Raw genomic sequence first — 11,881 nt, 5'->3', positions numbered from 1 at the left:
TCCACCGAGGGTTCAAAGGACTCCAGGACACCTTGGAAGCATCATTTATTTAAGTTAGATACATATTATATGTACGAAGGCATTTCATTTACACAAGATTCTTGACGCTACCAAAAATTTTGACCGATAGTAAATCAATGGTTAATCAGACTAGCAGCAATAAAAAAGGTAGGAAAGAATTATGCGCCATTCTTTCCTACCTTCTATTAGCTTTATACTGTTATGATAATGATTGCTGTCTACACAATTAAACCACTGTCATTCATAAGTATATTTCCACCTTATGTTGCTTAACCTATCCATAATAGTTTATCGAAGAATTTCACTGCCAATCTAAACGTTGCTCTTGGGAGATCAAGAGAGCGTTACGAATCTAGTCTCAACGTTTCCTTTTTTAACAGTCCTAATGCACGTCTATAACTCCTAGTGTAGTGTAAAAGTGCGAATGACTATTAGGGTATACCCTAATGGCCTTTAAACATTTTTTATTAAAAATTATTTTTTATATAACTAGCCACATTTTCTTTGTCTGGAAATAAAGTAGCCTGGTTTATTTCCAATGATTGATTTAATTCGTTTAAAATTTGTTGCTTTTTTTCACCAGGAATTACTAATCTAATTGGCTCATTGTGTCCATTGTACAGAGATACTTTGTTATCAATATCATCATGAATATTTTCCAAGCTACATGATGTACCATCATAAGGTTCAAAAAGGAAAAAACCACTTTGAGCTCGTAAGCGTTCATTATTAATTGAAGGTTCGACGAAAAATGGGTGAAGTAAAGTTCTAAAGTTGATTAGATCAGCAAAATAACCAGTATCTCTTTTAATATCATGATACAGGCATTGCATTTCATAAGACTGATTTATTTCTTTATAGAAATCATTTAGTGAGTCATATACTTTTTGGTTTTCCTCAGAAAGTTGTTCATAATAGCCCTCTGGGAACTGCTTGACCAGATCCATGTACCAACTTTGGTATAAATGATTTTCATCTTCTTTCAACAAATCATCAATATTTTTGTTGAAAGAAGATATTTTTCTATAAATACTTTTCTTTTTTTCTTCGTCCATCAATGCTAATGTTGATAAGACTTCCACGGTGTCACTGCGACTACTATAGTATGTGAAATCATCAATATTTTGTGTCTTGTTAGAAAAAAACATGGTAACTATCCCGTCTGTTTCATGTCTTTCAGAATCAAGATGAGATTGACAGGCAAAATAAAGAGCGACAAGAGCATTGGTCGTTACATCTAATAACCTAGTTGGCAAGCCAAAATGTTGCATATAAGACAGGCGAGAAAAATTGTTTTCTAAATTGTTAAAATCGTTTGCGTACCTACGCATGTACTCATTAGTAAATGAATATTCATGGGTATATCCGGAGAGCTCTTTTTGTCTAAAGATGCTAGCAACGTTATTACTACTTTTGAAGTCATTTGACTGTCCTCTATAGAAAAATCGTGGTAGCAAACCTCTTCCATCAACTGTTACATTAGCTTTTATAGACTTTAGGGATTCTGCTTTTTTGCTTAAAAAACTATTTACAGATTGAATATTCAAAATAGAACCTCCTATAGATATAAGCAAGCACTCTGATAAAATGAATCAATTACCGTATTTTTATGCTCAATGTTCTTACTAAGATGACTTACGTTAATACACTAATCCAGGTTAGAATGAAGTACACTACTGATTTAAAAATATGTTTCTAAAAGAATTATATCTCTGTATAATGAATCAAGTAGAGAAGTTAAGGCGGTGGCTATTTCCGATCGGAGGCGGTGCTTATGGTGTTAAACCTTTAAAGCCCATAAATCCTAACGAAAGGAGTAGCCTAAGTGTCCGTTTCGGACGCTTTACAATTAATGCTAGCTTTCGGTACATTTATCGTGGCCTTGATTGCATTAATTGTTGAGCTGATCAAAAGTCAGCAAAAAAAATAATCCGTCTTAGCTTTTGGCAGGGCTAACGGATTATTTAATCTATTATTAAACTTTGCCACCGTCTTAAACGGCTCTACATGGGAAGCCCTGTTCTAGCGGGGCTTCCTTTTTCTGTTTACATTATAGCATGGCTATAACGGACTTGCGACTATTTTAAGTGTAGTTTCTCAAAGGCTAGAGAAACTATTGTTCGTTCTTGAAAATATGTAGGAGCAACGGCCTAAGAACCATATATAGTGGTATAATATGTAATAAAAACTATATGTAGTGTTTGGAAGGTGCAATTCTTGGTTCAAGAGAAACACAACAAACTATTGAGCGCAATAATTTCGATTGGTCTTTTAAGCTTTTTAGGAATAGTGGTTGAAACAGCGTTAAACATAACCTTCCCACAATTAACAACGTATTTTTCTATACCTATCAGTCAAGTTCAATGGTTGACTACTGGATATATGCTAGTCTCAACTAGTTTGATTCCATTGGGTTCATTCTTTTTAAGACGGTTTCGTGTGGTAACTTTATTTAGAGTTTCGTGCTTAAGCTTTTTAGTCGGTACGTTGGTTGCAAGCTTTTCCAACAGCTTTAATTTAGTTTTGCTAGGCCGCTTATGTCAAGGCATTGCTGATGGAATCGCGTTACCGTTGATGTTTGCTGTCATACTAGATCAAGTGCCAAAGAAAAAAGTTGGCACTTTTATGGGGATAGGTAGCTTAGTTATTGCCTTTGCACCAGCAGTGGGTCCCATATATGGTGGCATAATTCAGGACACATTCAATTGGCATTTTCTATTTATAATTTTAATACCAATTATTATGGTTACCTGGCTGCTTGGTGAGCTTAGCATTGAACAAAGTTCACCGGTTCATTACGTTCCCTTTGATGTCCGTGGGGGCATTTTCTTGGCCATTTTTTTGACAACGACGTTGATGTTTATTGTTAACTTGACTGCTAACAGTAGCTCTTTTAAATTGTATTTATTTTTACTAGGAACAGCTTTTTTTAGTGGCTTACTTTTCCTTCTTAATGAGAAGCATAAGAGCCATAAATTGTTGGAATTAAGTCTCTTTAAAAACAAACGCTTTTTGCAGTTGTTAAGTGCTTTTTTTCTATTGCAATTCAGTTCTTTGAGTATGTCATACTTAATCCCTAATGTGCTACAAATACTTTTTGCCCAGTCACCTGGTTTGGTAGGTTTTCTAATTGCTCCTGCCGCTGTGATTGATGCAGTGCTATCGGTGGTTGCTGGTATTATTTACGATAAAACTGCACCCCGCTTACCCATTATAAGTGGCTGTATAATCATTGGACTGACCTTTTTGGGCGCCAACCTATTTACACCAAGTATTGGCGGGCTGGTTTTAATATATATGCTTTTTATGGTGGGATTGAGCTTTAGCTACAGTAACATCATGACCTATAGTTTGTCTCAATTACCTGCTGGGTTAGTAAATGATGGTAATTCGATTTATATGACGGTTCAAGCTTATTCAGGAGCAGTTGGAATTGCAATATCGTCCTCTATTGTTTCTTTATTGCAGAAACAACAAGGGAGTGTAATTTCAGGGACAAAATGGGGGTTAGCAATCAATTTCTTGATTTTGTTTTTTGTTGCCGTATTCACAATTTCTCTATGCTTGATAGCTTTACGAAATAAAGTAATTAAAGGAGATAAAGAGTAATGAGTTTAGATGATATAAAATCATTTTCTAAAGAAAATATGGCCTTTGATCCAACTGGGCATGATTTTCTTCATGCCCAAAGAGTGGCTAAGTTAGCTCAAAAAATATATACAGAAGATTTTAAAAAAGATGAAACTGATATTGGTCTGTATGTTGTGAAAGCAGCTAGCTATTTGCATGACACCATAGACGAAAAAGTCACTGCAGATAAAAAGAATAGACTGAGAGAAGTACGAATTATACTTAGCCATGAGAATATTGCAACTCCGGCTAGAGAAGACATTTTAGATATTATCCAACATATGTCATATTCTGACAACATTGAACACCATTACCAGCTTTCTAACGAAGGTAAATGTGTTCAGGACGCTGATAGACTTGATGCACTAGGTGCAATCGGCATAGCACGTGCATTTGCTTACGGCGGGCACGCTGGACAGGAAATATACGATCCCAAAATATCAGTGAAGGAAATCAAAACACACGATGATTATCGCCATCACAAAAGTACAACCATCAATCACTTTTATGAAAAGCTACTGAAATTAGCAAGTTCAATGAATACCAGAACGGGAAAGCAAGAAGCCAGTCGTCGAACAAAGTATATGCGTGATTTCTTATCTGAATTCCAAATGGAAACAGGTGTAAAAGATGAGACATAATGAGTATCTATTAGATAAATCGTATTTCGAAAAAGTCGCTGCGCTTTTTAATAAAGGGCAGTCTGATCCCCAAAAAATCCTTGTCGTAGAGCACGCCGTGATTAACAGTTTGGATTTTATAGACTATTTATGTGAACACTACGAAGTGTACTTTATACCCAAGCCCAAAAGTATTGATCGTAAAGTCCTTAAACATTTATCAAAGACTTGTACAATATTAGATGTTTCTAGGAAAGAATTAGCAGGCGTTGATACACCTAACTTGATAAAGGAAATTGTCGGACAGGACACGTTTGCAATTATTGATATTGGTGGGTATTTTGTACCAAGATTAAGTGACATTCAGAAACAGTTTAAAGGTCAATTGGTTAAAATAATCGAGGATACGGAAAATGGCTACCAAAAGTATGAAGATAAGCTGTCCAATAATTCAATATCAGTCCCAATACTATCAGTGGCAAGAAGTTCTTTAAAAATTGAGGAAGATTTTTTGGTTGGACATGAGATTGTAGTCAAATCCGAAATCTTTTTAGCAGATTATGGAACGACGCTTTTAGGCAAGAAAGTACTAGTTATTGGCTATGGTAAAGTTGGCTCCAGTATAGCGGGTAATTTAAGAAAACGTGGTGCAATAGTCATAGTTGCTGATAAAAGGGCAATACGATTAGCTAACGCATTAGCCCATGGGTACCAAATAACTAATGATATATATACTGAGCTAATTGACGTTGATATTGTGTATATAGCTAATGGAGAGAAGTCTATTGATACTCTTCAACTAAAAAAATTGGATTTGAAACATACTTTATATAGCTTTTCTGTAACTTCAGCGGACGATACTTTTAAAAATAGTCAAATGATCAACAAATTACCCCACTATGGACACAATGGTGGGTATAAAATTTTAAAAACTAAAAGCAATAGGACTGTTATTCTAGCAAATTCAGGAAACGCAATTAATTTCACATACTCTATATCAACATTAGCTTCCTACGTCCAATTAACACAGGCTGAAATGGCAGTTATACTACAAAAAGACATTTCAGGTGAAGAAAATCAGGGAATTGTTGAATTAAATGAAAACGACAGAGAAAAAATTGCTAAAGAATGGTTGGCAGAGATATTTGAAGTTGTTAAAAGTTGAATTAAATAAAAAAGCTTAAAGAATTATACAAATAAGCTCTGGTTGCTACCGACAAAGAGATTTTAAGCTGTTTTTAGTTGCTGCTAAACTTTGATCGTAGTATTAAACAAAAATACCTTATTAAGCGCAACTTTCACTGAAACAGTTGATAACAATATTAAGATGAAATTTGGTTTCCTCGTCAAAGTTTCTGTATAATAGATTAAGCAGGAAGTTTTCTACGTAAAGTCAAGTATATTAGGACTCTAAAGTTTTAATTTATGACATATTTGGCATTATTGCTTTAATTGAGGCGTTTTTTTCTAAATTAGGAGCATCACAAAGGGCTTCAAAGAAATTACTTCTTTGAAGTTAACTTAGGCTATAATGAACCTGATCAATTAATTACGACAAAAGTCTTTTTGATTATTGTTGGCTACGTTGTAATCATACATTTGATCAGTGATAATCAAAATATATATCGTTCTAAGCAGTTTATGGATTGAAGCAATGGCAATTTTCTTGAACCCCTTCGTTTGAGAAAATTGCTTTTTTCGTTCATAGTAATCTGCTATATGACATGGACTAGTCTTAGCCGCTAGATCGATTTGTCCAATTGCACGATAAAGAATCTTCCGCGCAACGGCATTGCCGTGCTTAGAAATCCTTAAACTAGAATCTTTTTCCCCTGATTGATATCTACCTGGATCAATACCAACAAAAGCATTTATCTTGTTTGGATTACTGAATCTTCTAATGTCGCCTAATTCGGCTAGAATTCGGACATCAGTTATTTCAGCGATACCAGGAATGCTCATTAAGATTTCTAGATCGCGATTAGGCAAAGTCTTAGCTAATTTAATCATTTCCTCTGATCTCCGCTCGCGATCAGCTGTAAGCCGTAATAATCTATTGGCGTAATAAACCACTTCATCACGCTCCGGGTCGTCTTGATCAACTGCTGGATAAGCTAAATCCGCGAGATGCTTAAGTTTAATAGCTAGTTTTTGAGCACGGTTAATACCATAACCTTTAAAATCTTTAATTTGCTTAGCGATGGTTGATACTTCAAGATTTCTAACATCTTGGCAGTGCGGAAAGAGCTCAACTAAATACCAGTAATTAACACCTCTAGAGTTATTGAAAATGGTTTCTAATTCTGGAAAAGTTAACTGTAAATATTTATGAAGTCGATTCTTGGAAGAAATAATATCGTGAGTTAATTCCTCATAAGCCCGACTTAAAGACTGCAATTGATGATAAACATCAGGCTCTTTTCGATTAGGTTGATGCTGATTTTGATCTTGAGCTAGTGCCAAATGGTAAGCATCATTACGATCGGTTTTATTGCGACGTAAGCCCTGATTAATTTCTTTCTTAGCCTTTAAAGGATTAAGAAGAACATAATCATAATCGTATTCATCTAAAAATCTAGTAATTCTGCGTGAATAAACTCCAGTTGCTTCTAAGATGATTTGTGGATGTTCGGCGTATTCTTTTAGATCTATCAACAGAGTTTTAAAGCCGATAGTATCGTTAGTGATCTTATATTCTCGTGTGGCGCCACTCTGAAGTACACAAACACTGGAATCACGACTACTTACATCTATGCCAAAGACAATGCTCATTTTTAAACCCTCCTAAATAGCTGTTAGTGGTTGGAACGTATTTACTAAGGTAATTATTTCTAATTTTCTAAACTGGACATCAAGTGTCGACATTCTTCGAAGAGAATACTAATTACTAAGTAAAACTGCCTGTTTTAAGGACGACGTCAAGCGTCTAAACTTCTTACGGCATATAGTTTCACCACTATTTAAAGTTTAGAACAAAACTAAAATAGTGAATCAACTATCCCGTCGGATAATCGATTCACTATAAAGCTTAGAATGTTTTAAGGGCGGTGGCTGTCTTTTCCCTTGCGAGGTGAGGCCCATGGGAACATGGAATAATCTTCAGGAAGGTTTCACAGTCAATGAGCGTCTTCCAGACACTCTCGTTGATGTTGCTGTTTGGCACGTTTTTAATCGCGCTACTCAGCTATATCGACAAGCACCACAAATAAAAAAGCCGCCCTGCGTAACTTTGGCCAGTTACAGGGTAGCTTAATGCTGTCTTATTAACTTCGCCACCGCCTTTGAAGCGGCTTGCGTGGGAAGTCCTGTTTTCGGCGGGGCTTCCTTTTTCTGTCTCCATTATAGCATGTCCCTTAAAAACTGGCTAACGTTTTAGGCTTTGATCAGGTTCAGAATCTGGTTGTTTAATTTCTGGATTCTGTTTAGCAAATGCTTTCAGTTGTTTTTGAGTTCGATCACTAATTTCTTGGTGCACATCGTTTAACTGATTTTTTAATTGCGCTTTTTGTTGTGGACTAGTTGTTTGTTGAATTTGTTGTTGCAAGCCTTGATAGGACTTATTCAGTGACTGGGCTGCTAGCTTTTTTAAATCGTGCTCAGGTCCTTCTTGTGCTTCTTGCAAGCCTAATTATTTGGTTAAGCCATCGCTAAGCTCAATCACTTTGTTGCTAACTTGCTGGATTTCACTTAAAGCACTATGGATCACAGCTGTATCTTTAGCCCAGGTAGCCACATAACCGAGTGAATAGTTACTGGTATCAACGCCAATATTTTGCATGGCAACATATGCGACCGCTTCGGCCTGGGTTTCCTGATAGGCTCGTGGCCGATCTTTAAAGGCTGATTTTAAGCCGTGTAGCTGGCTATGCGCATATTCATGATATAACGTCTTCAATTTTAAAGCATTATCGGATTCATCACCACCAATAACAATTTCATTAGTGCTGGGTTGAAAATACCCTTAAAACCAGGTCATAGACTTGTTGCTGTAATTTAGGCAAGCTGGCTAGTTTCTCTTTCGTCGGCACGACTTTAGTCATAATAATGGCGTAGTGTTCTTCAACCTTCTTTCCATTAACATAGCGCTTATTCGGGGCGATATTGGTTAAAGCGACTGGCTTAGAGACTAACCCCAGATACTTAGGCAGATTAGCCCCTAAATAATCAAATTCTTCATCAGTGATATAAGCACAATCGGTGCGGGGATAACTGAGCAGTTTGTCTTCGTATAAACTCTGAATGGCCGCCAAAGTCTGGCTGGCACTGGCATGATAACGTTTATTCATGGCACTCTGGAGACTGGATAGTGAGAATAGTTGGGGACTAGCACGCTTTTTAGCCTGGTTTTGAATGCCCTTGATTAAACCAGCCTGTGAGCCTTTCTGAACGTGTTTAGCTTGCATGAATGCCATTAGACCTGTTTCGTCTTTAAATCGCTGATAGGGGCCTAATTTTGCGACGAATTCTTGCTAATTAGCAAGAATTTCAGCATTTAGTTCAAAATAGGGTTTCGGATTAAAGGTTTTGTTTACCTGGTCTCTTTGATAGACCATACACAAGGCTGGCAGCTATACGTAACTAATCGAGCATACCAAATTTTTCTCAATATAAAATACATTATGGGCTACCATTCATACCAATTAACCAGTCGCTAATTTTGTGATTACAAGTGCATGCCCCCATCTTCATGCCGGTTTCGAGTTTGGTGTTGCCGTTGCTTTTTCGTCATTTCCCACTCAGTCTTCTTTAAACCTTGCGCCTGTCTTTGTCGTTGGTAATCTTCATCACGAGCATATAGAACAGTCATGATCGCGTCACTAAAGGCCGTCTTTAAGTAATAGTCTGGACTAACTGGCTTGTAATTTAGCGGTTGATAATGTCCAATATTTACTTTTCTATACTGGTCGTCCTTGGCTTGTTGCCCTTTTAACTGCTTTTGGATTTTCTCGATCTGACTGTTCTTAATCGTCGGATCGGCTTTGCATTCGCCAAAAAAGAGTTGTTTAGTGCCATCATGCTTTAAAACCCGTTGTAAGTGATGATTTTCTAACTGATCTAAGCTCAGCCGTCCCGATAAATAAGCTAGTCCTTGTTGATGTTCTTGGGGACTGAACACCTGTGGTGGATTTGCTTGCCACTGTTCAATTGTTTCAGCCTGACATGGCTTTAAAACAGGATCATAGTACATCACGGCTGTATAGGCTTGTTCCTGTTTAATCAATGGCAATCCATCTAAATCGCCTTTGGGAAAGGCCCTTTTTAATACTTCATGGTATTGCGTTTTAATGACTTGCTTAACGGCCATGATTGCCCGTAGGTCTTTGACTGCTCGAGTAATCTTTTGCTGCTCGGTTGGTGAATACTTTTCTAGTAGACCTTGATCAACGTGTTCTAAACTTTCTAAGCTATCATCATGAATCATCAGCGTATATTTAAGCTTGATTTTGACTTCCTTTTCTTGTTGCATTAATAACTTCCAGCCAACGTATGGCCGTTTGGTAAAGGTCAATAATTGTCGGGTCAATAAATCATCACGAATATTCATTAAACGTTCGTTTAATTCACTGCCTTTGAAAATCGTTTGTTCACTATTAGTTTCTTTAATCAATTCCCGTCGTTCAGCCGCGTTTGTCTGTTCAAAATCAAGCTCTGGATAAAGTTTTTTAGTCGTGCGATCAACTACTTTATTTAAGAGCTCATCTGCTTTTTTTAGTGAACTTTCTTGTTGGTTAATTGTCAATAATTGCTTAGTGACATCTTCACCAACAGCGTGCTTAATTAAGGTACTGTTTTTCCAATTAAATAGCATGCGCCGCTTATCATCTAAACTTTCCAAACTAATATAAGTTTTCAGTCCGTGGCTTAACTCTTTGACCACTTTTTTCTCGTTAAACGAGAAGTGTTTACTTAGGCTATCCAAGTGGCCTCGATTAACTACTTTCTCCTGCATATTTTTATAGCCAGCTTTGGACTTACGATAGTTCTTAACTTGTTGATTAAATGCCTTTCTTTCATGCCGTTTGCTATTGATTCCCTCGTGTTGCATTGGTGTGTCAGCTATTCCCTGTTCCACAAATGATTTTTCACTGATCCGATCAGGAATGCTTTTTTGCTCTAAAGCCTGATTGACACTTGCCGCCCAATTGTGCCGCCATTCAGTTATTTTTTCTTTTTTATCCCAATCAACCAACCAAATTTTTCGGTTTCTCACATTCCCTGCAGGGGTCTTAGTTTTATTACCATGACTATCTAAAATGTATTTGGTTTTTGTTTTCTGTCCCCAAGTACCATCGGGGTTAAATGGGCGATTGGTTAACATCACGTGTGCGTGTGGATTATCTGGGTGATCACGATGAATCGCTACATCGGCTACCATGCCTTGATCAACAAAGTTTTCTTGCACGTATTTAGTTAATAATGTTTTTTGTTCATCTTCACTTAACTCAATTGGTAAAGCCACGTTAAACTCTTTTGCATACCTTGAGTTTGATTTACGATCTTTCTTTTCAACTTCATTCCATAATTGTTCTCGATTACTGGCCCATGCTGGTGCATTTTTTGGCGTCAAAATAAAGCTTTCTGGCATAACCGAGCGGGCATAAAAATAGTGGCGACCTTCCTTATCATCAAATAGCTTTTCACCACTTCGATAAGCGGCACTGGCAATCGCACTTCGTCCTTTACCAGCACTAATATTACTAAAACTCATGTGAAAAATTGCCATGTCGGTCACCACCTTTCTTTGGGTTTATGGGTTTGACTTTGTTGTCGCCATCGGCGACTTCTAATACAGGTTTTAATGGGTTTAGCACAACGTCATCAAAGATGACGTGTAAGTGCGCATTGACCTCGTTTCACTCGGTCTTCTGATTCTCTTAACTTTAATTTAGTGTATGCCTTCCGCTTCGCTATTTCAAATTTTATACTTTGACTTAACGTTTCTTATATGATATAGTTTCGGTGATTATTTCTAATATGATTGGAGGGATCGTTATGTCTCAAAGTAACTTAGAAAAACAAGAAGCTAAATTAAAAGCCCTCAATCAAAAAATTAAGGACGAAAAAAATAAGATTGAACAACGGCTAGGTAAACAAATCATCAGTCAAGCCAATTTAGATTATGCTAATTTGTCTAACGATCAGATTAAGCTTTTAGCCAAGCAATTTTCTGAATTTTTAAAGGTAAAGTCCGTAGATCATTAGCCATACGAGATGGGGAAATTCCATGTCTAATCAATATGAAAAACTAGTCGAGCAGCAAGCGCGTTTAAAACAAAAAATTGAGCGGGAAGATTTTAAATTACGGCAATCTAAATACTATGAAAATCGGCAAGCCCGCAAAGCCCGTTCTCGCCGACTAATTCAAAAAGGGGCTTTATTAGAAAAGTACTTTCAAGCTAATAACCTATCGGTCGAACAAACCGAAGAACTTTTAAAAACATTTGCTGACTATGTTAACACCCATAAACCGGATAAATTAAAAAACGATCAACCGGGACTGCTCCGAGTCAAGTAGACAGTTCAAATAATTAAAATAGCTATGCAGTTTTTAGAATGGCATGATTCCGAAATTCTTTCGGAGTCATGCCATTTAGTGTTTCTTGGCGACG

10 protein-coding genes and 2 pseudogenes are annotated in these 11,881 nt (G+C 36.8%); 7 read left to right on the top strand and 5 right to left on the bottom strand.

Annotated features, from left to right (window positions below):
* Positions 1-488 precede the first annotated feature (488 nt).
* On the bottom strand, positions 489-1,568 hold the full coding sequence (locus MZO41_RS16075) for an FRG domain-containing protein (protein ID WP_053339308.1): 1,080 nt from the start codon (positions 1,566-1,568) through the stop codon (positions 489-491).
* A gap of 305 nt (positions 1,569-1,873) precedes the next feature.
* Between MZO41_RS16075 and MZO41_RS17020 the strand changes: the two genes are divergently transcribed.
* From MZO41_RS17020 to MZO41_RS16060, 4 genes are all read left to right on the top strand, one after another.
* Entirely contained in the window at positions 1,874-1,951 is a 78-nt protein-coding gene (locus MZO41_RS17020; RefSeq protein WP_076661461.1) for a putative holin-like toxin, read from the top strand.
* Between the two features lie 287 nt (positions 1,952-2,238).
* Positions 2,239-3,630: an MFS transporter gene (locus MZO41_RS16070; RefSeq protein ID WP_128650940.1), complete on the top strand. Its 1,392-nt coding sequence runs from the start codon at positions 2,239-2,241 to the stop codon at positions 3,628-3,630.
* Positions 3,630-4,292: an HD domain-containing protein gene (locus MZO41_RS16065; RefSeq protein WP_014940864.1), complete on the top strand. Its 663-nt coding sequence runs from the start codon at positions 3,630-3,632 to the stop codon at positions 4,290-4,292. The genes MZO41_RS16070 and MZO41_RS16065 overlap by 1 nt, the downstream gene beginning before the upstream one ends.
* Positions 4,282-5,436, top strand: a complete 1,155-nt coding sequence (locus tag MZO41_RS16060) for an S-adenosyl-L-homocysteine hydrolase (protein WP_053339310.1) — start codon at positions 4,282-4,284, stop codon at positions 5,434-5,436. The genes MZO41_RS16065 and MZO41_RS16060 overlap by 11 nt, the downstream gene beginning before the upstream one ends.
* Positions 5,437-5,816: 380 nt before the next feature.
* On the opposite strand, the gene MZO41_RS16055 is transcribed toward MZO41_RS16060, so the two are convergent.
* Positions 5,817-7,043 (bottom strand): IS110 family RNA-guided transposase, encoded by a 1,227-nt coding sequence (locus MZO41_RS16055; protein ID WP_058906975.1) that lies wholly within the window; start codon positions 7,041-7,043, stop codon positions 5,817-5,819.
* 347 nt (positions 7,044-7,390) lie between these two features.
* Between MZO41_RS16055 and MZO41_RS17015 the strand changes: the two genes are divergently transcribed.
* Positions 7,391-7,480, top strand: a complete 90-nt coding sequence (locus MZO41_RS17015; protein WP_021353390.1) for a putative holin-like toxin — start codon at positions 7,391-7,393, stop codon at positions 7,478-7,480.
* A 155-nt stretch (positions 7,481-7,635) separates the two neighbouring features.
* On the opposite strand, the pseudogene MZO41_RS16050 reads toward MZO41_RS17015, so the two are convergent.
* The 3 genes and pseudogenes from MZO41_RS16050 to mobQ all read right to left on the bottom strand — a co-directional run.
* Positions 7,636-8,232 (bottom strand): annotated as a pseudogene (locus MZO41_RS16050) (hypothetical protein); the annotation flags it as partial.
* A pseudogene (locus tag MZO41_RS16045) lies at positions 8,231-8,960 on the bottom strand (DNA topoisomerase); the annotation flags it as partial. The pseudogenes MZO41_RS16045 and MZO41_RS16050, both read right to left, overlap by 2 nt.
* Positions 8,935-10,995, bottom strand: a complete 2,061-nt coding sequence (gene mobQ / locus MZO41_RS16040; protein ID WP_053339313.1) for a MobQ family relaxase — start codon at positions 10,993-10,995, stop codon at positions 8,935-8,937. The gene mobQ and the pseudogene MZO41_RS16045, both read right to left, overlap by 26 nt.
* A 251-nt stretch (positions 10,996-11,246) precedes the next feature.
* Here mobQ and MZO41_RS16035 point away from each other — a divergent pair, with 251 nt between their 5' ends.
* Both MZO41_RS16035 and MZO41_RS16030 read left to right on the top strand, forming a co-directional pair.
* Entirely contained in the window at positions 11,247-11,474 is a 228-nt protein-coding gene (locus MZO41_RS16035; protein ID WP_003555660.1) for a hypothetical protein, read from the top strand.
* A gap of 22 nt (positions 11,475-11,496) precedes the next feature.
* Positions 11,497-11,787, top strand: coding sequence for a hypothetical protein (locus MZO41_RS16030; RefSeq protein ID WP_053339314.1), 291 nt, complete (start codon positions 11,497-11,499; stop codon positions 11,785-11,787).
* The last annotated feature ends 94 nt before the right edge of the window (positions 11,788-11,881 follow it).

The organism is Lactiplantibacillus sp. C232, from assembly GCF_023806725.1.
In the GTDB taxonomy this organism is placed as follows: domain Bacteria; phylum Bacillota; class Bacilli; order Lactobacillales; family Lactobacillaceae; genus Lactiplantibacillus; species Lactiplantibacillus plantarum.
This window is presented reverse-complemented; position numbering and strand designations above follow the sequence as displayed.

Coding starts and splice junctions, on each gene's coding strand:
- mobQ (WP_053339313.1), bottom strand. CDS start 10,995: ATGGCAATTTTTCACATGAGTTTTAGTAATATTAGTGCTGGTAAAGGA.
- MZO41_RS16060 (WP_053339310.1), top strand. CDS start 4,282: ATGAGACATAATGAGTATCTATTAGATAAATCGTATTTCGAAAAAGTC.
- MZO41_RS16030 (WP_053339314.1), top strand. CDS start 11,497: ATGTCTAATCAATATGAAAAACTAGTCGAGCAGCAAGCGCGTTTAAAA.
- MZO41_RS17020 (WP_076661461.1), top strand. CDS start 1,874: ATGCTAGCTTTCGGTACATTTATCGTGGCCTTGATTGCATTAATTGTT.
- MZO41_RS16035 (WP_003555660.1), top strand. CDS start 11,247: ATGATTGGAGGGATCGTTATGTCTCAAAGTAACTTAGAAAAACAAGAA.
- MZO41_RS16055 (WP_058906975.1), bottom strand. CDS start 7,043: ATGAGCATTGTCTTTGGCATAGATGTAAGTAGTCGTGATTCCAGTGTT.
- MZO41_RS17015 (WP_021353390.1), top strand. CDS start 7,391: ATGAGCGTCTTCCAGACACTCTCGTTGATGTTGCTGTTTGGCACGTTT.
- MZO41_RS16065 (WP_014940864.1), top strand. CDS start 3,630: ATGAGTTTAGATGATATAAAATCATTTTCTAAAGAAAATATGGCCTTT.